Annotated in this window: 16 protein-coding genes and 1 pseudogene; 6 read left to right on the top strand and 11 right to left on the bottom strand. The window is 62.5% G+C overall.

The genetic code is table 11. The annotated features are described in order from the left end of the window. Nucleotides 1-191 precede the first annotated feature (191 nt). Together NKH01_RS23875 and NKH01_RS23870 are read left to right on the top strand one after the other, a co-directional pair. Nucleotides 192-1,610 carry an aminotransferase gene (locus NKH01_RS23875; RefSeq protein WP_023720896.1) on the top strand — a complete coding sequence of 473 codons (1,419 nt, stop codon included), beginning with the start codon at nucleotides 192-194 and terminating at the stop codon, nucleotides 1,608-1,610. Nucleotides 1,611-1,718: 108 nt separating this feature from the next. After that, nucleotides 1,719-2,492 carry a glucose 1-dehydrogenase gene (locus NKH01_RS23870; RefSeq protein ID WP_031194526.1) on the top strand — a complete coding sequence of 258 codons (774 nt, stop codon included), beginning with the start codon at nucleotides 1,719-1,721 and terminating at the stop codon, nucleotides 2,490-2,492. 108 nt (nucleotides 2,493-2,600) lie between these two features. Here NKH01_RS23870 and NKH01_RS23865 read toward each other — a convergent pair. From NKH01_RS23865 to NKH01_RS23850, 4 genes and pseudogenes are all read right to left on the bottom strand, one after another. Continuing rightward, nucleotides 2,601-4,350: pseudogene (locus NKH01_RS23865) on the bottom strand (vitamin K epoxide reductase family protein); the annotation flags it as partial. Between the two features lie 172 nt (nucleotides 4,351-4,522). Beyond that, a complete protein-coding gene (locus NKH01_RS23860; RefSeq protein ID WP_352855472.1) occupies nucleotides 4,523-5,410 on the bottom strand; it encodes an arginase family protein in 888 nt (295 codons plus the stop codon). Between the two features lie 355 nt (nucleotides 5,411-5,765). Continuing rightward, nucleotides 5,766-6,266, bottom strand: coding sequence for a DUF6496 domain-containing protein (locus NKH01_RS23855; protein WP_352451168.1), 501 nt, complete (start codon nucleotides 6,264-6,266; stop codon nucleotides 5,766-5,768). 325 nt (nucleotides 6,267-6,591) lie between these two features. After that, nucleotides 6,592-7,326: a phosphoribosyltransferase gene (locus NKH01_RS23850; protein WP_353022733.1), complete on the bottom strand. Its 735-nt coding sequence runs from the start codon at nucleotides 7,324-7,326 to the stop codon at nucleotides 6,592-6,594. A gap of 302 nt (nucleotides 7,327-7,628) precedes the next feature. On the opposite strand from NKH01_RS23850, the gene NKH01_RS23845 reads away from it, so the two are divergent. Beyond that, nucleotides 7,629-8,039: a CBS domain-containing protein gene (locus tag NKH01_RS23845; protein ID WP_352847246.1), complete on the top strand. Its 411-nt coding sequence runs from the start codon at nucleotides 7,629-7,631 to the stop codon at nucleotides 8,037-8,039. Between the two features lie 86 nt (nucleotides 8,040-8,125). On the opposite strand, the gene NKH01_RS23840 is transcribed toward NKH01_RS23845, so the two are convergent. Continuing rightward, nucleotides 8,126-8,758, bottom strand: a complete 633-nt coding sequence (locus tag NKH01_RS23840) for an Hsp20/alpha crystallin family protein (RefSeq protein ID WP_353022731.1) — start codon at nucleotides 8,756-8,758, stop codon at nucleotides 8,126-8,128. Between the two features lie 111 nt (nucleotides 8,759-8,869). Here NKH01_RS23840 and NKH01_RS23835 point away from each other — a divergent pair, with 111 nt between their 5' ends. Both NKH01_RS23835 and NKH01_RS23830 read left to right on the top strand, forming a co-directional pair. Further along, nucleotides 8,870-9,307, top strand: a complete 438-nt coding sequence (locus tag NKH01_RS23835; protein WP_352917703.1) for a DUF2267 domain-containing protein — start codon at nucleotides 8,870-8,872, stop codon at nucleotides 9,305-9,307. A gap of 49 nt (nucleotides 9,308-9,356) precedes the next feature. Then, nucleotides 9,357-9,827, top strand: coding sequence for a YbhB/YbcL family Raf kinase inhibitor-like protein (locus tag NKH01_RS23830; protein WP_352471470.1), 471 nt, complete (start codon nucleotides 9,357-9,359; stop codon nucleotides 9,825-9,827). Nucleotides 9,828-9,866: 39 nt separating this feature from the next. On the opposite strand, the gene NKH01_RS23825 is transcribed toward NKH01_RS23830, so the two are convergent. Beyond that, nucleotides 9,867-11,342, bottom strand: a complete 1,476-nt coding sequence (locus tag NKH01_RS23825) for an FAD-dependent oxidoreductase (RefSeq protein ID WP_353022729.1) — start codon at nucleotides 11,340-11,342, stop codon at nucleotides 9,867-9,869. A 1-nt stretch (nucleotide 11,343) separates the two neighbouring features. After that, the gene (locus NKH01_RS23820) at nucleotides 11,344-12,333 is read right to left on the bottom strand and encodes a hypothetical protein (RefSeq protein WP_352480826.1); all 990 of its coding nucleotides are present in this window, start codon (nucleotides 12,331-12,333) and stop codon (nucleotides 11,344-11,346) included. 415 nt (nucleotides 12,334-12,748) lie between these two features. On the opposite strand from NKH01_RS23820, the gene NKH01_RS23815 reads away from it, so the two are divergent. Beyond that, complete coding sequence (locus tag NKH01_RS23815) at nucleotides 12,749-13,612, top strand: alpha/beta fold hydrolase (RefSeq protein WP_245278662.1); 864 nt, start codon at nucleotides 12,749-12,751, stop codon at nucleotides 13,610-13,612. Between the two features lie 651 nt (nucleotides 13,613-14,263). Here the strand turns inward: NKH01_RS23815 and NKH01_RS23810 are convergent. From NKH01_RS23810 to NKH01_RS23795, 4 genes are all read right to left on the bottom strand, one after another. After that, nucleotides 14,264-15,295 carry a glycosyltransferase family 9 protein gene (locus tag NKH01_RS23810; protein WP_352847259.1) on the bottom strand — a complete coding sequence of 344 codons (1,032 nt, stop codon included), beginning with the start codon at nucleotides 15,293-15,295 and terminating at the stop codon, nucleotides 14,264-14,266. Nucleotides 15,296-15,448: 153 nt separating this feature from the next. Then, nucleotides 15,449-18,691 (bottom strand): efflux RND transporter permease subunit, encoded by a 3,243-nt coding sequence (locus NKH01_RS23805; protein ID WP_353022726.1) that lies wholly within the window; start codon nucleotides 18,689-18,691, stop codon nucleotides 15,449-15,451. Then, complete coding sequence (locus NKH01_RS23800; RefSeq protein WP_353022724.1) at nucleotides 18,688-19,761, bottom strand: efflux RND transporter periplasmic adaptor subunit; 1,074 nt, start codon at nucleotides 19,759-19,761, stop codon at nucleotides 18,688-18,690. The genes NKH01_RS23805 and NKH01_RS23800 overlap by 4 nt, the downstream gene beginning before the upstream one ends. After that, on the bottom strand, nucleotides 19,761-21,281 hold the full coding sequence (locus NKH01_RS23795) for an efflux transporter outer membrane subunit (protein WP_353022722.1): 1,521 nt from the start codon (nucleotides 21,279-21,281) through the stop codon (nucleotides 19,761-19,763). The genes NKH01_RS23800 and NKH01_RS23795 overlap by 1 nt, the downstream gene beginning before the upstream one ends. Nucleotides 21,282-21,325: the final 44 nt, after the last annotated feature.

The raw sequence follows: 21,325 nt of genomic DNA, 5'->3' as shown, positions 1-21,325 counted from the left end.
GCCCAGGGCGCAATCGTGCTCCGAGCTTGCCGGCTTTCTTTCATCATGAGCGCATCGGCGGATTGAAATCAAGCGCTATTTCTGCAATATTGATTGAACGGCCATTCAAAATTGACGAAGAAAGCCGAGCTTTCCTGGAGTGTGGACTAGCTCTGTGTCTGTTGAATTGCGGCATACAATGCGAGGCGACGATGGCGGCGGTAAGAGATGTCACTTCGACCGAAATGGCTGGAGCCGGCGCTCAGGATGCCGTCGAACTGGCCAAGCGCCATCTTGTCCAGCCCTGGCCGTTCGCCGGCTCGGTCGGCGCGGAGGCACGCGCCCTGATCGGCGCGGGCGAGGGCATATATATCACCGATGCCACCGGCAAGAGGCTGATCGACGGGCCGGCCGGCATGTGGTGCATCAATGTCGGCCACCGTCGCGAGGAGCTCGCCAAGGTGATGTACGACCAGGCGATGGCGCTGTCCTACAACACGCCGTGGTACACGATGAACGCGCCGTCGGCGGAACTGGCCATGCGCATCGCCGGCCACGCGCCGGGCGATCTCAGCCATGTTTTCTTCACCACCGGCGGCTCCTCGGCGGTCGAGACGGCGCTGCGCTTCATGCAATTTTACAACAATGTGCGCGGTCGCCCGGAAAAGAAGCTGATCCTGAGCCGGGGCGGCGCCTATCACGGCTCGACCTATCTGTCTGCTTCGCTTAACGGGCGTCCGCGCGACCGTGACTGGATGGACGGCGCCGACGAGCTGGTCGTCAAATTGTCCTCACCCGATCCGTTCCGCCGTCCGAAGGGCATGAGCGTTGCCGCTTTCACCGATGCGCTGGTCGCTGAATTCCGCGATATGGTCGCCCGTGTCGGCGCCGACAGGATCGGTGCTTTCGTCGGCGAGCCGGTGCAGGCGTCGGGCGGCGTCATCGTGCCGCCGGAGGGCTATCTCCAGCGCATCCGGACGATCTGCCGCGACAACGACATCCTCTATATTTCCGACGAGGTGGTGACCGCCTTCGGCCGGCTTGGCCATGTCTTTGCCTCCGGCGAGGTGTTCGGCATCGAGCCCGACATGATCACCTTTGCGAAAGGGGTGACCTCAGGCTATTTCCCGCTCGGCGGCGTCATCCTTTCGGAACGGCTGCTGGAGGAGCTGCGCCGCTCGAACCATCCGGACGCCATGTTCGGCCATGGCCTGACCTACACCAGCCATCCGGTCGGCTGCGCGGTGGCGCTGAAGAACCTCGATATTCTGGACGAAAGCGTGCTGGCCCATACGCGCGAGGTCGCGCCCTACTTCCAGGCGCAACTGAAGACGCTGGAGGAATTGCCGCTGGTCGGTGAGGTGCGCGGCATGGGGCTGATGGGCTGCGTCGAATGCGTCGCCGACCGCGACAGCAAGGATCCACTGCAGCTCGACAAGGATGTCGGCAAACGCATCGACGCGCATTGCCACGAGCTCGGCCTGTTGGTCCGGCCGCTGATTAACATGTGCGTGATGTCGCCGCCATTGATCATCACGCGCGAGCAGATCGACGACATGGTGTCGATCCTGCGCGAAGGCATTTCGCGCACGATGGACGATCTGCGCCGGGAAGGCGTCTGGCGGGGATAAGCGTTTATCGCCGGCAATCTCGCCATTGCTGACAGCGGTCGTTCGCGCTTACGATGTACGGCAGGGCCTCGATCGCCTGCATCTGGCCGCATCTCTGGGAAACAAACATTGACCGACCTATCGGACCTGTTCGGCCTCGCCGGCAAAACCGCTTTCATCTCCGGATCGAGCCGCGGAATCGGCTTTGCCATGGCGAAGGCGCTGGCGAGCGCCGGCGCGACGGTGATCATCAATGGGCGGGACGAAGACCACGTTCAAAAGGCACTCGGATCGTTGGCCGAATCCGGTATCCAGGCGATCGGCTCCACCTTCGACGTGACCGTGGCTGAAGACGTCGAGCGTGAAATCGGCAGGCTGGAAGCAGAGCGCGGCCCGATCGATATTCTCGTCAACAATGCCGGCATGCAGCACCGCGCGCCATTCGCCGATTTCCCGCTCGACATGTTCGACAGATTGATGCGGACAAACCTTTACAGTGCATTCTATGTCACCCGGCCGGTGGTCCGCTCGATGATGGCCCGCAAGACCGGATCCATAATCAACATATGTTCGGTGCAAAGCGAACTGGGGCGTTCCTCGATCGTGCCATACACGGCATCGAAGGGTGCGATGAAAATGCTGACCAAGGGGCTTGCCACCGAGCTTGGCCCACACGGCATCAGAGTCAATGGTATCGGCCCAGGCTACTTCCGGACAGAACTGAACGAGGCGCTGGTGCAAGACGCCGAGTTTTCGCGCTGGCTGGTCGGGCGCACACCGCTGGCAAGGTGGGGCGAAGTCGACGAACTGGGCGGCGCCGCGATCTTCCTGGCTTCCGACGCATCGAGCTTCATGACGGGCCAGATCATCTATGTCGACGGCGGCATGACCGGCTCGGTGTGAGCGCGGGCGTCGCGGTCGCTGTTGGGGCACGATCAGGGCGCCGCGCCGCCATCCTTTGGCTAGCTTCGGCGACCCTCATCTCGACACGTCCAGCGCTGCTGAACATCCTTATACGATGGCCCGGTCCCAACCGCCATAATGCGCGGCGCTGCGCGTGCCGCGCGGCAGGCTGAGCCCGACCAGCAGCGCTCCGATCGCCAGATTGGCTAGGCTCGCCGCCGCACTGCCGGCGAGGATAAAGGGAGAGAGGGCGATCCAGGCTCCAAGCGCGATGTTCAGAAAGCGGACGGCGCGCGCCACTTCGGCCATCGCAGTAACGGCGACCATTATGACCAGGCAGCCGGTGACATGGTCGCTGAAGTAGAGCGGCGGGCTTGTGCCGAAGGCGAGCGGCGTGATCATCAGCAGGGCGCCGGCGAGGGTGCTGGCGACTAGGGTCCATGGGAAGTTCACACCGCCGGTGACGAAGTCCCGCGCCACTTCCGACAGCGGCCGGTCGAGATCCGGCGCCGGCGTCTGGTCCTCCGAAAGTGCCGGGCCTCCGCACCAGAATGTGCGCCAGAACGGCTCTCCCGCCTGTTTCGCACGCCAAAGATACTGGCAGCTCGCCAGCACCTCGTCGACCGAATAGGGGATGAGCACGACGGTGACGGCAGCCTGGACGATGCAGAGCGTGCACAGCGCTCCGATGAGCGGCGGCTGGATGATGATGAAGCTGACGCTGACCACGCCGAGCGGGACGACCAGCAAGCCGAACAAAAGCACCATCCACGGTATCGTGCGCCAGCGGCGGCGGTCGCCGATCGCGCCGGCGAGGATGTCCAGCGCATAGGCAAAGGCGCCCAGCCCGGCATCGGCGATCGGAAAGCCCTTGGAGACCCAGGAGGTGACTACCGCCTCGCTGCCATTGCCGGCCGGCGTTTCGCCCGGGCCGAAGAACGGTTCCCAAAGGCCATCGATATGGCCAAGCTGATAGGCAGCGAGATAACGCGAGACGAACAGGCCGACAAAGGCGAGGCCGATTATGGGAATGCGCTGGGTGAAGAGCGAGGGCGAATAGCTCCAGCCGAGCGGCCGGTCGTCATCGGCGGCAAGGGCACGCCGGCTGATACCCGGCGTTGGCGGGACCATGACCGCGAACGCGACGATCAGCATGCCGGCCAGCGTGTCGGTCGCGTAGGCTCCGGCGCTGGTGGTCCAGAACAGGAGCGGCGCGAACATCACCCAAACCCCGATCGAGGCGGTGATCCATTGCAGTCCGTGCCAGCGCCGGCGCATGCCTACAAGCGCCAGCGACAGGATGGCGAGGCCGGATACGATCTCACTCATGCCGAGCCTTCCGTCGCGCGTCTCCGGCGAGGCGATCTCATGTCCGAGCGCCGGCGGAATCGGTGCTGAAGCGGGATCGAACAGGCCGAGCGTGAAGGGCGCCGCCACGAGCCACAGTCCGATGGCAACATTGGTCAGTGGCGCCCAGAGCGTTGCGGCCCGGTGGCGTTCGGTTTCCACCTCGACCTCGTCGTCTGAGCGCTCGAGCGGACGCCGCAGCCTTGCGGCGGCCTGGTCGAGCTCGGGCGCGGAAGCGGCGACCGCCGACGGTTCAAGCTTGTTCTTCTTGTACCAGTCGGTGGGATCCGCCTTCAGCCCGGATCATTTCCGGCAAGGTAGCGGTCAGGCTGTGCCGCGGCTTCCAGCCAAGCAGCCGCCTGGCGCGGGAGATGTCGATCTCGTAGTGATCGTCGGCGTTCTCGATCATCCATGGCTTGATGTCGATCTCCTGGTCGAAAACCTTCTCCTGCATCCAGGCGCCGAGCTTCGTCACCTCCTTGGGCAGGGACAGGGTCCGCCAGGTCTCGCCAAGATGAAAGGGGCCAAATGCTTTCAGTCGCACACTCGGAACCATGTTCGTTGAGAACGGTTCCCGATGAGGTGGCATCACGGAATGGATGCGCGCGGCGATCCGTCAGACCGACTGCCATTCGCTCCGGCGGATTGCATTCGTGCACAAGTGCAGGACGACTGCCATTGGCCTACCGGTCGCGAAGTGCAGCAGTCAGAATGTCGATCAGCAGCTTGCCGCAGCGACGATCTGGATCGCGGTCGGGATCATAGATCGTCACCTCCATCCCAATCACGCGTGAATCATTGCACCATGTGCGAAGAGCTTCGACGGCTTCGTCGGGCAAGACACCGCCGGCTTCCGGCGTATCGACAGCCGACATGATCTCGCTGTCCAGCACGTCGACATCGAAGTGAACGAATACACCCTCGACGTCCTGCCCTGCGACCGCGTCAAGCGCTACGCGTGCAGCATCGGCGACGCCGCGCCGCCGCACTTCAGCCAAATCCATCCGGTGAACATCGGTGTCGAAGACGGCCTTGGACGTGTAAGTCGCGGGGTCCTGCACATCGCGATAGCCAAACGCGACTACATCGGCCTCACGGACCAAAGGAGTGTGCTCGCCGAAATCGGTCAGGAGCTTCGGTCCATGGCCGGTCACGAAGGCCAAATCCATGCCCGCGGCTCCCTTTGAGGGCGAGGTATCCGGCAATTTGAAATCCGTGTGCCCATCGAAGAAGATAAGGCCGTAGCGGCCACGACGCCGTAGCGCTAGCGCGGGGCCAAGCAACACGCTGCAATCGCCGCCGAGTATGAGCAGGAACCCTCCCGAGTTCAGCTCCTCGCCGACGGCTTCGGCAAGCGTCTCGGAATACTGGCGCAGCGCCTGGGCATTGCGCACGCCCGTCGCAGGGTCCACCTCAGGCCGATAGGGCGGAGCCCGAACCGTGCGCAACGGACCGGCGCCCAAACGGTTGGCGAGACCAAGCGATTGAAGTACCTCCGGCGCCTTCCATGCGCCGGGCTCCGGCTCACCCTCCTGCGGCATCAGCCCAAGATTAGAGGGCGCGCCGAGCAAAGCGATATGTCTCGCCTGAGGGGTGGTTCGTGGCATTGTCGTGCTGGCTACTGAGGACATGATCAGAGTTCTCCGCGTTGTGGGCAATAGGCATCTGCTCAAGAAACAGGCTGCGCTTTCCTCCCGGTCTCCCGTCGGCTTTGCCGCCGAGTACCTCCGGGGCCTTGCCGCCGAGTACCTCTGGGTCGGTGTTACGCGTAAAGGAACATTTCGAGCGAAGACGTCGATGTTGTCCCGCAGATGCAGTCACTGATTCGCCTTGGGCAGCGGCACCGTCCCACGCTGCAGGAGCGGAGCTCGATACCGGTCGTTTGGGCCATATCGGGTTTCCTAGAGCCGAACTGCCATCTTTGAACTATGCGTGGTGTGCCCGCGTTCTGGCGGCCTTTTGAGCCGCCGCCTTCCTTCCGCTGGCGCCTTTCGTCTCGGCGGCTTTCTTTGCGGCTGCGGAACGCTCCTCAGCCGTCCGGCGCGAGGCCGCACGCTTTGCCTGCTGCGCCAGCGCCTCGTGCGACGCTGTGCTCCTCGGCTCGTGCTCGAGCACCTTGGAGACGGCTTTCGAGACCCGCGGGCGGCGTTTCGGCGTGCGTTCGCCCTGGCCGGCCTCATAGGCGTATTCGGCGCTTTTGCGCGTGCTCTCCTTCACCTTGCCCTTTTTGGGCGGGGGCAGGTCTACGCCTGCGCGTCTCGCCTCGGAAAGCCCGATGGCGATAGCCTGCTGGGTCGAGCGCGCGCCGTGCTCGCCGCGGCGGATTTTATCGATCTCCTCGTGCACGAACTCGCCGGCCTGCGTGCTCGGCGATTTGCCCTCGCGCTTGTCCTTTCGGGCCTTCTCGATGGTTTTCTTGTCCGGCATTGTCTTTCTTCCAACTAGGGGTTGCGACAGCCATTTGGGTTGCAGCTGCGCGCTGTTTTACGAGGACCTTAACGCGTTGAGGACGCAAATGATCCCGGGACTGGTGATCCAACCTCCAGCTGTCAGGACGTGGACGCCGATCTGTCCGAAATCAGATGGCGCAAGAACCATCGGCTCGCGAGATCCGCGACTTCGTCCAGCGCTGCCATGGGCGAAGAGCACAAGGCCGCGGGCATCCGGGGCAACGAAAGATTGCCCTCGAGCGTGATAGGCCCCGCGGGAACATGCACGACGTGCTCGCTATCCCGGTCCATATCCACCTCCGCTATGTCGATCTGATGCCAGGCGCCGGACCCGCACTCGCATGCCCAGCCAATTCCTCTTCGGAAGCGGCAGGCTTGTCGGAAGCGGCAGGCTTGGGCACGGACCTGGCGAGGAGCGCGCGGACCTCTTCATCGCTCGTCTGTGAGAAATCCACGTACCACCGCCCGACACCGAGCAGCGGCTCTGGTGTCGTCGCGCAAACGACCTCGTCTGCGTCCGCCCGCATCGCGTCGCAAGTGTCGGGGCTACCGACGGGAACGGCCGCGACGATATGGGCGGCGTGGTTTTTTCGCAGCGCCTTGATCCCGGCCCGCATGGTCGATCCGGTCGCAAGCCCGTCATCCACGAGGATAATGGTTCGTCCGTTCAACTGCGGTGGGGGCCGCCCGTCCCTATAGAGGTGCTCGCGGCGCAGAAGCTCTTTTTCCTCCGTTGCGGCGACTGCGTCGATGAGATGTGGCGGGATCGCGAGACTGCTGACGATTTCGTCGTTGAGGACGCGTACGCCGAAGGGCGCGATCGCTCCCATGGCCAGCTCCTCGTGACCGGGGACGCCGAGCTTGCGCACGACGAAGACGTCGAGCGGTGCCTTGAGCGCCTGCGCGACCTCGTAGCCGACCGGCACGCCGCCTCTGGGCAGCGCCAACACGGTCACGTCGTCGCGCCCGGCAAAGCGAACGAGCTCTCCGGCGAGTCGCCGCCCGGCCTCGCGGCGATCTGAAAAGATGATAGCCATGATCTTCAATCCGCGTGCATCTGTTTTTCCGGTGGATGTTTTTCACCAGCCTGCGGCGACATCCCGTGGGATGGCGGCGACGCCGGTTACCGTTTTGGAACTCGCTCGCTGCCTGGACGTTCCAAGAATAGTTTCGATCGCGAGGTGCCGGCACGTGCATTGGCGCGGGATCGAGAGGATAGCGATCGCACAAGCCTCGTCCGGCCAGCTGGCAATCTCGCGATGCGCGGCAACAGCGCCTTTGGCGACTTGTTGCCTCAGCAATCAGAGAGAGGAAATATGCCATGCAAGTTCAGGAGATCATGAGCCGTCGGACCGAACTGGTCGGCCCGAACACGACAATCAGGGATGCCGCCCGGAAAATGCGGGCCGACAATCTCGGTGCCCTTCCGGTCGGCGAGAATGACAGGCTGGTCGGCATGGTGACGGACCGCGACATCGTGATGCGCGGCGTCGCCGAGGAGCGCTCAGCCGGCAACACGACCGTTCGCGAGGTCATGTCCGAGCATGTCTATTGGTGCTTCGACGATGCCGATATCACCGATGCGGCGAAGATCATGGCCAAGCATCAGGTGCGTCGTCTTCCGGTGATCAACCACGACAAGCGCCTCGTCGGCGTCATTGCCTTGGCCGACCTCGGGCGGACCGGTGAGGAAGCCGCCAAAATCGCTCTCGAAGGCGTTTCCGAGGCGACGGACGATCCCCGGCGCTAGACGCCCTGAGCGGTTGCCGCCGTGCTCGCCGCTCTCCTTCCACAGGGGCTGAACGCCGCCTGCTCAGGCAGCCTTCAGTTTGGCAACTATCGCGCTTTCACTTCTATGCGGCGTGTTTTGTCCTTTGCAGCGGGATTCTTCGGAAGCTCGACAGCCAAAACGCCGTTCCTGAAAGTGGCCTGCACCTTGTCGGCATCGATCTCCGTTTCCAGGGGGATGGTCCGCTGAAACCGGCCATAACTGCGTTCGCTGTAAGTGCGGCCGCCGTCGCCTTCCTTGTGCTCCGAACGCTTCTCGCCCGTAATGGAGAGGGTGTTGTCGCGCAGCTCGAGCTCAACATCCTTCTGCTCGAGCCCCGGCAATTCGGCGGTGACCTTATAGGCTTGGTCTGTTTCATATACGTCGACGCTCGGCCAAAGACCGCCGGCCGTAGTCGCTTCGGCCATTGGCGCAAAGAAGTCGTCGAACAGGCGATCAATCTGCCGGTGAAATGACGTGAGCGGGTCTCGCGCGGATGGGTAGAGGCTGCGCGATGGCGTCCTGGGCGCCAAATCGTGATGTGCCATGGTTCTTCTCCTGTTTTTCGTGTCTGCATCATTCGTCGCCATGTGATCGGCGACGGCGAAATAAAACTCGTCCGCCCATGAGGATGTTCCGAGCGCCGGCCAAGAAAGGCGGTCGAAAAAACAGCGGCAAAAAGCCGGCCCAAATTCCCTCATGACGGAACCTCCGACAATGAATGCGCGTCAGGACATGCCCATCGGGGAACAACGGGCCGGTACGGCTGTTTGGTCACATCAGCCGTAATCGGATTTGATCGGAGGATTTCGATGAACGCCACCGGACTCGACGTATTCGACAAGACCCTGCAGACCACGAACATCTGGCTCGACGAGATCATGGACGAGATCGGGCCGGATCGGCAGGTCGCATGGCACGTTCTCGGAGCGGTGCTGCACGCCCTGCGCGACCGTATGCAACCGGACCTTGCAGCTCACCTCGGCTCGCAGCTGCCGATTCTGGTGCGCGGCGCCTTCTATGACCAATATCAGCCTTCCAAAGCTCCCGAGAAGGTGCGGTCGCTCGACGAGTTTCTGGCCAAGATCAAGGCGGAGCTGGAATTCACCCGTCCGGTCGATTCCAAGGATGCCTTCAGGGTCGTGTCCAAGGTGCTCGCCCATCACGTCGGAGAAGGACAGATGCACAAGGTCTGGGAATCCCTGCCAGGAGAGATCAGACGCATCGCCGAAGCTCAACAAGCGGCGTGAACGGCGCCGGCGCGGGTTTCTCGGTCGCAACCTCCTTGGGGAAATAGCAATGCCACTCACCCTTATCAGCCCGGCGTTCCGGGCAGGCGGAAGAATTCCCGAAAAATATGCGCGTGACGGCCAGAACGTCTCGCCGCCGCTGAAGTGGTCCGGTGTTCCGGATGGTACCAAGAGCCTTGTTCTTGTCGTGCGGGATCCCGATGCGCCAAGCGGGATTTTCGGGCACTGGGCGGTCTTCAACATCCCGCCGGATGCCGGCGGACTCGCCGAGGCCGAAGACGGCAAGCCCGGCCCATCGGCCCTCAGGCAAGGCACCAACGATTTCGGCAATGCCTATTACGATGGTCCGCAGCCGCCTGCAGGGCACGGCGTCCACCATTACCACTTCCTACTGGCCGCGCTCGATGTGCCGAGCCTCAGCGTACCAGGACAGGCGGGCGTGCATCAGGTCTGGAAGCAAGCCCAGAAACACGCATTGGAGGAGACGGAGTTGGTCGGAACCTACGAACGGCCGGCGTGACGCGGGCCGCGCCGATCGCCGCCTTCACAGTGGCCGCCTTCACAATGTAATCTGGGCAAGCGGTTTTCGGGCAGGGCCGTGGATGACCGAACCGTCGGCGGCGAAGATCGAGCCGTGGCAGGGACAATCCCAGGTGTGGTCCACATTGTTCCAGGTTACGGTGCAGCCTTTGTGGGTGCAGGTCGCCGAAACCGCCTGGAGTGCGCCTTCGGTGTCTCTCCAGGCCGCAATCTTTTCGTCTCCCCTGACGATCACGCCACCCATGCCGGGCGCAATGTCGTGGGTGCTCGAGACGATCGATTGACTGCGGCCATTCTTGTGGAAGTCCTCGGGATAGGGCCGCGCCGGATCGTAGAGTTTTTGCCATGGGCTCGGGCGGGCGCAAATCAGGTCGGCGATCATCGTTCCCACGGCCGTCCCGTTGGTGATGCCCCAGGCGTTGAAGCCCGTGGCAATGCGGAAGCCGGCGGCCTTGGTGGGATCGGGTTCGCCGGCGTATGGGATCCTGTCGGCCGTATCATAGTCTTCGTTGCACCAGCGCCACGCGACGTCGCCGACCGGAAGGTTCTTTCTTGTCCATTTTTCCAGTTCGACAAACCGCTTCGCCAAGTCGCCATCCCAGCCGGTGTTGAATTTGGGGCCAAGCGTGACCAGCAGCGGACCTTCGGCATCACGGCCTGTGCGAATGGAATGCGTCGGCTCGTCGATGCCGATGAACATGCCGTCGACAGGGAGGGGATCATCGATCCGAAAGGCCATCACGGTGTGGCAGCGCGGTTGCGTCCGGTTCGCCATGCCGACGGGGCTCTTCACCGTCATGTTGGTGGAGACGACGACGTGCCCGGCATCAACGGCGCCGCCATCTGTGACGACGCGCCAGCGGCTTGCCTCGTCGATCGAGGTGGCGCGGCTGTTTTCGAAGATCCGACCGCCACGGGCCGTCACCGCTTCCGCCAGACCAACCAGATACATCGCCGGATTGAACTGCGCCTGGTCGGGGAACCGTAATGCCGCGGCCGTTTCGAAAGGCAGCGGTGCGCGTTCGAGAACCTCGGCCTCTAGCCCGACCTGGCGCACGGCCTCCACCTCGGCCGCGACCTCAGCGCGCCGGCTTTCATCGCAGGTGTAGGTGTAGGCGTCCTTGCTCTCGAGATCGCAGGGGATTGTGTAGTTGTTAACCCAATCGCGGATTTGTCGGGCGCCAGCGGAATTCGCATCGGCATAGGTCTGCGCTAGGTCCCGGCCAACGCTGTCGATGAGATGACGATAGATCAGCGTATGCTGCGTGGTGATCTTGGCCGTCGAGCGGCCGGTCACCTGGCCGCCCGTGCGCAGGCCTTCGAGGACGACCACCGATCGGCCCGCCTCGCAAAGCCGAAGCGCCGTCGTCAGCCCGACAATTCCAGCCCCCACGACAACGGCGTCCGCATGGATCGAACCTTCGAGCTGGGGATAGTTCGTGGATCTGGCTGCCGCCACCCAACAGCTTCCCGGTTTTCCCAAGAGAATGGCCATTTCAACCGCGTTCCTTGCGTCTCGGTGCACTTCCATCGACAACCGCGCCGGCAGAGGAACGTTCCCGAGCTTGGTCGCTTTCAATCATTGTCTCGCCACCCCGGGTCAGAAAAGCACCAGGAAGATGCGAGGTGCAGGCCATCACCCACGTGATCGCCTCGCGGTCGTATTCGTCGCCGGAGCGCCAGTCCTCGAAGAAGGCGTTCAGCCTATCGACACGCCCCGGCCAGATACCGGCGGCCTGCAGGCCGAGCGAAACGCCGTAATTGGTGAAGGCGAACTTGGTGTCGCCCAGCCATGGGGCACGGCTGAAATAGCCGGGCGGGTCGACCCACATCGTTTCCAGGCTTCGCAGGGAACGCCTCGTCTGGGCCTCGGCCCACGGCTCGTCGGGAAAGAAATGGGCGAGCCACAGCATCATGCCGAGGCCGAGGTCCTGCTCGATGTCGAGGGTGCGCCAATCGCGCTCCATCAGGTCACGCATTTGCGCGATCTCGGGCGCCAGTGCGTCCTCATTGAGCATCCGGTAAGAGACGTAGCCGTCATAGGCATCCATGCTGCCGAGACCGTAGCCAGGATATGGGCTGCTCAGATCCTCCTGCATCTTCCAGATCACGCCGCGGCCGGGGACCACAAAGGCCGGGTGAATGTCACGCGCCAGCGCAATGCCGCGCTTGCGGTATTCCGGCTTCAGATCGCCGAGACGCGCCAGGGCGAACAGCCACATCGCCAGATAGTGGAAGTACTGGCCGTCGCGATCGGCCGCTTCGCCGATCCTCAGTCCGCGCCGGCGCCCGAGCACACGCTCGACATCGGCCACCAGCCGCTCGGCCGCGTCCAGCCAGCGCGCTTCGCCAGTTTCTGTGTAAAGCGAGACGTAGAGCACGACCCCGAATGCATCGGTCCACAGATACCGCAAGCCGTCGGGCCAGATGCCTTCGGCGCGCAGCCAGTCGAGTTTTCGCAGGACATAGTCGACGTCACGCAGCATCGCGCCAAGTCCCGAACTCGCGGCAGCCTTTGCCGATGTTCAGTCCCATGCGATTGCGAGCATGCGACATATCTGCCTCTGCTCCGGTTGATCTGGCCAGATACCGCGAAACGATCTGATCGGCGGCAGGTTCCTTGGCGCTTTCAACGGCGCGACCGGGAACCCTCCGCCTGGTCATAAGTTTGCGAATTGGCCTTGGACGGTGCGGGGACCACGTGGCCCGAACTCATGCCCGGACTGGCCGAGCGGAGCAGTACAGAAAGCGACAATCGCGCGAACAAGACAAAGTGCACTGTCACCGTATTTGTGTTTTGGAAGTCAGTTGCCGCGTCTATTTTTCCACGGAACCTTCCAGCGAGAGCATCGTAAACAACGGGATGCGGGAGGTTGCAGCCTTTCGATCGAGGAGGCAAAATTGCGACACCGCCAAGTCAAAGTTAACGGAGACGCTATTTTCTTTCGCGAGGACGGCCCGGCCGACGCTCCGGTGCTTCTGTTGCCGCACGGCTATCCCTGCTCGTCCTATCAGTTTCGAAGGCTGATGCCTGGACTGGCAGATCGCTGGCACACGTTCGCGCCGGATTTTCCTGGCTTCGGTTACAGCGCCACGCCCGACATGGCTGCATTCGGCTACGATTTCGATGCCTATGCCGGGTTTCTGGCGGCTTTCGCTGACGCGCTCGGCCTATCCCGCTATGCGCTGTGGCTGCACGACTATGGCTCGCAGATCGGATTGCGCCACGCCATCGCCTATCCGGAGCGCGTTGCCGCGCTTATCATCCAGAACGGCGACATCTACGAAGACGTGCTCGGCCCGAAATACGCAGCCATCAAGATGTATTGGAACGACAAGACGTCCGAGAAGCATCGCCCGCTGGAAGATGCGGTCAGCGAGGAGGGCTTCCGGCACGAGTTCATCGGTGAAGTTGGCGAGGCCGTGGCCGAGCGCGTGCCACCGGATCTGTGGAAACTCCATTGGCCTCTGATGGACACGCCAGCCCGTCGGCGGCTTGCGGTCGGCCTGATGGAGAAGCTGGAGGGGAACCTCAACTGGTTCCCGAAATACCAAGCTTATCTGCGCAAACGGCAACCGCCGACACTGATCGTCTGGGGTCCCGAGGACGGCTATATGCCGGCCGCATCGGCCCGCGCCTACAAACGCGACTTGCCGCAAGCTGAGTTCCACCTCCTCGATGGCGCCGGCCACTGGCTACTGGAAACCCATTTCGATGAGGCGCTTGCGTTGGTGCGCGACTTCCTTGCACGCGTCCACGGCTGATGACCGATGCATCCCTCGGGTAACCTATTGAAAGCATGGTGAACCGACCGGTCTGTGGCGAACCAGTCTCCGTTTGATATTTCCTGCTAACAGGCAAAAAGCAGGGTATTTGTGCGAAATGCGCGCTTTGGGCGGGCAGAACATCAATATCTTGTAGCGATGTCAGCTACTTAGTGGGAGATTTCCTGCGCGAGGCGTCAGGGAATATCGACCAGATTTGCGTGAATATTCGCGGCCGCCGGTGAATTAACAGGGAAATCCGTTGTCGTTATGTGGGATGCGATTGCCGTTAGCTGGGATCGAATGTTCGTTATCCGGGAACGCGCTGCCGTCTTGCGGAAAATGAACGCGCAATAACGGTTCGAATCGCGCTTGCGAGGGAATGCAATGCTCTCACCCGGAAAGACATTGTCATAGCGCGGGAGGCGATTGTCGACTCGCAAGAGGCTATCTCAAGGCGATGAGCAGTAACCGACGGCGGGGGTGAATAGGGGTATTTTGCTGACTTGGCCGTTCATGAGACGCAGAGTGTAGTTTACGATATCTCTGTTCTGGATCGAGGCCCGGCTTTGATCTGATGGACCTAGGCCGCTCGCCGTCGATCCGGCCAGTTGTTAGGTCCGCCGCTTCAACGAACTAGCTGAGCTGAGCTTAACGATTCGGTATTGATTTGAGCGTTTCGAACTCGATCAGGTCGAGGGTAGCTGTGGTGACCTCCTCTACTCGCACGCGATGCACACAGTAGACGCCACCGGGATTGTTCGGCTTGCACAAGTTGGGAGCAGCGCATTGGCAGGGCAGCCGAGGCGCCACGATCCGATGCGGAACTCCGAGCGGCCCCCATATGTCCGGCGGTGTCAAGCCGTAAAGGCCGACGACAGGAGTCCCTACTGATGCCGCCAGATGCATGGGACCACTCTCATTTCCTAGAAAGATAACGGCGTCGCCAAGCAATGCCGTCAGTGTTTCAAGCGAGACCTTCCCAACCACGCTCGCCACAGGTGACACAGCCAATGCGAGTATTGTCTGCTCGGCTGTTGTCTCGTCCCGGCCACCAATCAGCAAAGACCGAAGGCCGGTGGCGGCATAGACTTCATCGATTGCCGCTGCAAACCGCTCCGGTTGCCAGCATCGCCCCTCAAATCGTGCCCCTGCATGGACGACGATATAGGCGTTTTTGACCAAACTCCTTTGCGCCAGGATTTGTGCGCTTTCACTTTGAGCGGCGCATGTGGGCACAAGCCTTGGTGTGGAGTCAGCGAGGTCAATGTTGAGAGCCTTTAGAGGAGAAAGATATCGGTACAGATAGTGGATGCCGCCGTGACCACAGGTGGCGGCGTAAACGTTTGCCGGTTGAACCTCCCAGAATCTCAGTGGCCTCTCGGGAGGATCGAAGCCAACCCGCAGCGGCGCGTCGAGCAATCGGTGCAGAATCCTGGATGTCTTGGAATCACTCAGATCAATAGTGAGATCGTACCTTCGTTGGCGGAGATCAGAGACCAAGCTCAGATACGCTCTTAGCCGCTGGAAGAGGCTCTTTCCCTTGCCGCGGCGGTCGAACCCGATTGCTTCGTCCGCGATGTTTTGGCTGACTATGAACCGCCGAAGACCGGGGGCGCAAAGCATGGTCACGGTGGCATCCGGGTAGGCGAGACGTAGATTGCGCACCAAAGCTGACGTCAAAACAACGTCGCCAATATACTTTGTCTGAATGATGAGAATGGACTTGACGGACAGCTGGCCAGTCGTGGCAGGCGCTCGCGATCTGCACCCGCCATGGCCGAAGACGGACAGCGCGGCTAGCCAATGCGGCCAAAGTGCTAGCACTCATCGGCCTCAATTCCGACGCGCGGGTCGTTCGGCAGGAGGATGAGAAAGTCCGTCCGCTGGCGTGGCAGGCCAGTTCGATCCCGCGCCTGTTTCACGAAGGCCGGATCGTAGTCGAGGTGCGTCCCAGGACCGCTCCCGCCGAAGCGGTGCCTCGAACTGCACTGCGTCTTCAGGTGTGGAAGCCGGCGAGGTCTCATGCTCTCCTAGGGCGGCAAGCCGTTTGAGAAGCCTGAGAAAGTCATCGACGAAGGTGAAGATGACGGGGATCGCGACGAGGCTAAAGACGGTGGAAGTCATCAGGCCGCCGATGACAACAATTGCCATGGGTTGACGGAAACTGGAGTCGCCGCCGCTGAGACTGAGGGCTACCGGAAGCATGCCGCCGCCCATCGCGATCGTCGTCATCACGATCGGGCGAGCGCGCTTATGGCAGGCGTCGACAAGAGCGTCGAAGCGCGAGAGGCCGGCGCGGCGTGAGATGATCGCGTATTCGACCAGAAGGATCGAATTCTTCGTCACCACACCCATCAGCATGAGCAACCCGATCACCACTGGCATGGAAAAGCTCGTGCCGGTCAGCACCAACGGCAGCAGGGCGCCGCCGAGAGAAAGTGGCAGCGCCATAAGGATCGTCACCGGTTGAAGGAAGTCGTGGAAGAGGAGGACCAGCACGGCATAGATGCAGAATATTCCGATCCCCATAGCGATGGCGAAACTGCCAAAGAGCTCGGAGCTGCGCTCTAATTCTCCTTGCTCGACGAGCCGGACGCCTTCCGGGAGGTTGCGAAGGGCAGGCAATGCCTGTGCCTCGCGATAGACGTCGCCGAGGATGCGCCCGTTCAACTCGAGCGATAGCGTGACATTTCGCGAGCGGTCGATGCGGCTGATTTCCGACGGGCTGCCGCCGATGCTGATCTCGGCGACCGAGCCAACATCGACGCTGCCCCTGGCGCCGGCAACGCGAAGATTGGCAATGTCATCAAACGTCGTCCGGTTGCTGGGGTCAAATCGGACACGGATAGGAAGCTGGCGCTGTGGCAGGTTGAGCTTCGCGAGCGACGAGGAATGGTCGCCGTTTGTTGCCACGCGAACCGCCTCGGAAATCGCTTCCGCCGTCACGCCGAGAGCGGCCGCGCTGTCGAGGTTCGTGACGATCTGGATTTCCGGCGCCTGCAGGGAGGCACTGGAGGTGACCGCGCCGACTCTCCTGAGGGTGCGCAGTTGCTCTTCGAGCGCGCCGGCTGCCTGGCCGAGCGCATCGGAATCGTCGCTCGCCAACGTGATCTCCAATGTCGTGCCGTTGCCGCCCGTCCCCACAGCGATCCTGGTGCCGGGAAGGACGGAAAGTGCCTGCCGGATATCATTCTCGATCTCGGTCTGCGTGCGGGTGCGATCGCCGATCTTCTTGAGATCGACCACGAGGGAAGCGGCCCCCGTATCGGCGGTCGTCGAGGAATCGATCAAGTCATTCGAAGAGACGCTTCCCACGGAGGAGAACACATGCGTCACGTCCGGCAGTCGGGAAACGATCTCGGCGGCTCGCCGCGTGATCGCCTCCGTCTGCCCAATGGTGCTGCCAGGTTGCAGCGTCAAGGTGACTTGCGTCTGCGCATCATCCGAAGCGGGCAGAAAGCCGGAACTGAGGAACGGGATCGTCGACATGGAAAGGCCGAGAAACAGCATGACGCCAAGGACCGTTAGTTTGCGGCGCTGCAGGCAGATTCTGACGACGGCCATGTAGGCGCGCATGATCCAGCCGTCCTTTGCCTCGACGGGATGCGCTTTCATCATGTAGGCGGCCATCATCGGCGTCAGCAGGCGCGCGACGACCAGTGAGGCGAGGACCGCCACGGCTGCCGTCACCCCGAACTGACGGAAGATCAGGCCGGGAATACCGCTCATGAAGGCAGTCGGCAGGAAGACGGCGACGAGCGTGAAGGTCGTGGCGATGACGGCAAGGCCAATCTCGTCGGCGGCCTCAAGCGCGGCCTCCTTCGGGTGTTTGCCCATTTGCAGATGGCGCGCGATGTTCTCGATTTCGACAATCGCATCATCGATCAGGATGCCGACCACGAGAGAGAGCGCGAGCAGCGTCACCGTGTTGAGGCTGAAATCCGCCAGATACATCACAAGAAAGGTCGGAATGACCGATAGTGGCAGCGCAACCGCCGAAAGGACAGTCGCCCTCCAGTCGCGCAGGAAGAGCCAGACCACGACGATCGCGAGGATGGCGCCCTCGTAGAGCATGTGCATGGAGCCGTCATAGTTCTCAATGATCGGCCCGGTCGTGCTGTAGGCCTCGACGATCTCAACATCGGGCTTGGCGGCGGCGAAGTTCTGCATGCCAGTCCGGATGGCTGCCGCGACGCCCGTATCCGAAAAGCCGTTCGAGCGTTTGACCTGCACTGCGATCACCGGCTCGCCATCGAGATAGGCGATGGACCCCCGGTCAGCGAAGCTGTCCGTAACGGTGCTGATCTCGTCGAGACGCACCAGGGCGCCACTTGGGAGCGGGATTGCGAGCGCCCTTAATGCCTCAATCGAAGAAACCGCGCCGAGCGTGCGGATCACCTGCTTGCTGCCGCCGATTTCCGCCCGGCCGCCAGAAGCGTCCGACTGCATGGATTTGAGCCGCGCGGAAACGGTTGCGGCGCTGAGGCCGAGCGAACTCATGAGTTGGGGATTGAGATCGATCTGCACCTCACGATTGATGCCGCCAATGCGGCTGACCTGGCCGACGCCGGGCACGGCAAGTAAGGCCTTTGTCATGTCGTTGTCGACGAACCAGGAGAGTTCCGTCTCATTGAGGCGGACGGAGCGCACGGCATAAGTAAGGATCGGTGAGCCTTGCACCGTCGTTTTCGTCACGCTTGGTGTCTGCATCTGGGCAGGCAGGTCGCCGCTCATACTGTCGACGGCATTGCGCACCTCGTTCAGCGCTGCCTCGCCGTCCTTCTCCAGCTGAAATGAGACATTGATGCTGACCGCGCCGTCCGTAATCGTGGTAGTGACATGCTCTAGGAGGCTCAGAGAGGCGAGCTTGTCCTCGATCTTGCGCGCGACTTCGGTTTCGAGTTGGGCCGGTGCGGCACCTTCGAACGCGGCGTTGATCTGGACAGTCGGCAGCACCATGTCGGGGAAATTCTGTACCGCTAAGCGATCGAAGGCGAGCAGGCCGCTAACGGTGAGCAGGATGAATAGCAGGATTGCGGGAACCGGATTGCGGATCGACCAGGCGGAAAAGTTCATCGTGCGTCCTCCTCTACCCGGACAAGAGCCCTGTCCGAAAGGAAGGCGCCGCCCGCCGTCACCACGTCGGCCCAGGGATCAAGGCCCGAGAGGATCTCCACTTCGCTGCCATTGCGGCGGCCGGTTTCAACTCGGACGCGTGACGCACGCCCGTCTGTACCCACGGTGAAGACGTAAGCGATGCCATCACGCATCACGAGGCCCGTCTCGGGCACGGTGAGGGCCTGCGTGGTCGCAAGCTCAATCTGGCCGGTGACGTAGAGGCCGATGGGTGGGTGCGCGTCCGCCGGCAGCGCCACATAGGCGAGCACCCTTCCGGTATCGGTGCTGACCGTCGGCCCCACGAGCCGCACGGTCCCTTTGACGCGCCGCCGCTCCGGGCTGATGATCGTGGCGGTCAGGCCTTCTTTGATGCGAGGCAAATAACGTGCAGACGCTTCCGCCTGCCACTCGACGCGCTGCTGGCGCACGAGACGGAATAGCTCCGTGCCGGAGGAGACGACAGCGCCGAGTTGGACCGAACGGGCGGTGATCAGCCCGTCGTCCGGGGCCATAATGGTCGTCTGAGCAAGCTTGATCCTCTGGCTTTCCAGCGAGGCTTCGGCGGATTCGACACTCGCGATCGCAGTCTGCTCGGCGATCAGGTATTCAGTGATCTTCTCCTCAGAAAGCGCACCGCTTCCCTGCACCTTGCGTGCTCGGTCCGCACTAGCCCTGGCTTTTGCGAGGTCCGCCTTGGCACTTGCCAGGACAGCCTCTTCCTTGCGCAGTTCCGCCCGCACCGTTTCGTCGGCCAGCCGAACCAGGGGCTGATCCTTTGAGACAACCGACCCGACATCGGCAAGGACATCGGTCACACGCAGGCCGCCGATTTCCGCGGCGATGACCGCCTCGTGCCAGGGCTTCAGCCAGCCGCTGGCGGGTATCGTTTCAGGCCACTGGCGTTCCGCGGGCTTTGCCACTGCGACGGTAAGCGCTGCCGCCTCGTTCTGTTGCGCGAGCGCGGGCTCTACGGCGAAAACAAGGATCCCGCTCAGGGTAGCGGCGAGGAGAAGAGGTGAAGATCGCATCAGAGCAGGTTTTCTTTCGATGTTTGCGGCAGGTCCTTGGATGAGGAGGCGCTCGCATCCCAGCCGCCGCCCAGCGCCTTGTAGAGGGCGATCCAATAGCGCACGGAGTCACGACGGATTTCGATGAGCGAGACCTCCGCCGACTGCGCCGAACGCCGGGCTTCCTCGCGGTCGAGCAGGCTTGCGCCACCGGCCTTCCAGTTCGAATCCACGGCTTTGAAGTAGGCGCGATAGTTGCGCGCCGCGACACTGGCGTCGCCGATCTGCCGTCGCGTACTGTCGATCCGCACGAGTGCGGTCTCGACTTCGGCGACCGCGTCCAGCACACCTGATTTGTAGGCGGCCACCGCCACCTTATATGCGGCTGCCGCGCTGCCCACTGCCGCCCGGCGCGAACCACCGTCAAAGAGCGGGATCGAGATGGCCGGGCCGAAGGACCAGGGCAGAGAGGTTCCGATCAGCGATGAACTGTCGATCGTGACCGAGCCGCTGAGGCTGAGACTCGGATGGAGATCGGCTTTTGCCGCGCCGATCTCGGCGAGCGATGCAGCGACCTCGAGCTCAAGGGCGTCGATGTCGGGGCGCTGCCGCAAGGCGTCGGCAGGCACGGCGGATAGCTTGAGGGTCCTCGGCGTGGGTAACCCGTGCTTGCCCATCGCCAGAATATCGCGGACGTGAGGCTCGTCACCGCCGATAAGGCGGGCGAGAGATTTGACGAGAACCTCGCACTCGGCACGCTGGGCGGTCCGTGTCGAGGCCGAGGTAGCAGCACTCGCCCGCCCTAGCGCGAGGTCGGCGCTCGACGTAAGGCCGGAGGTTGCGGCCATTTCCATTGCCCGGATCGTCTCGCGCTGCGAGGCGAGTTCGGTGGTATAAACTTGCTCCAGCTGCCGGCAGGCACGGTACTGCATATAGTAGTCCGCCACCTCCGCCGCGAGTGAGACGCGCGCATCGTGCCAATCCGCGGTGCGCTCGTGTACCCGCAGCCGCGCAGCCTCGCTCCTCTGCCGAGTCTTGCCGAACAGATCGATTTCCCAAGAAGCGTCGAGGCTGCCGCTCACCGTCGTAGCGGCAGCAACTTGGTTGGCTTTGTTGCCGCCGGTGCCGGAGCGGGCGAGCGATCCCGAGCCGCCAAGCCCCGGAAAAAGGCTCGCCTGCGTAGATGTCAGCGTGGCGCGCCCCCTCTCGATCTCTGCAGCGGCCGACTCGAGACTGGGGCTTTCCGCCTGCGCAGATGCAATGAGGGCCGTCAGCGATGGATCGGAAAACGTGGACCACCAGGACACGAGATCGCCGGCCCGGCCGCCATGCGGAAAGGTCGCGTGCCAGGCATTCGCGATCTTCAAATCAGGTTCCTGAACGCTGGCCACAGTCGTGCAGCCTGACACGATCAGGCACGCTCCAAGACCGCCCATACCGACAATCCTGCGATAGGCCGCCTTCATCGCGGCCTTCGATTGGCAGGCATTACGGCCCGGCGCGAAACAGCCAGCAAGAAAGGCCATCATGATGATGGCCACTAGTCGATGCATGTCTACCGCCTTGTTCCGGGGCCGCCACCCGG

The organism is Mesorhizobium sp. M1403, assembly GCF_040317695.1.
In the GTDB taxonomy this organism is placed as follows: domain Bacteria; phylum Pseudomonadota; class Alphaproteobacteria; order Rhizobiales; family Rhizobiaceae; genus Mesorhizobium.
Note: the sequence above shows the minus strand (reverse complement) of the source record. Positions and strands in the feature narration are given on the sequence as shown.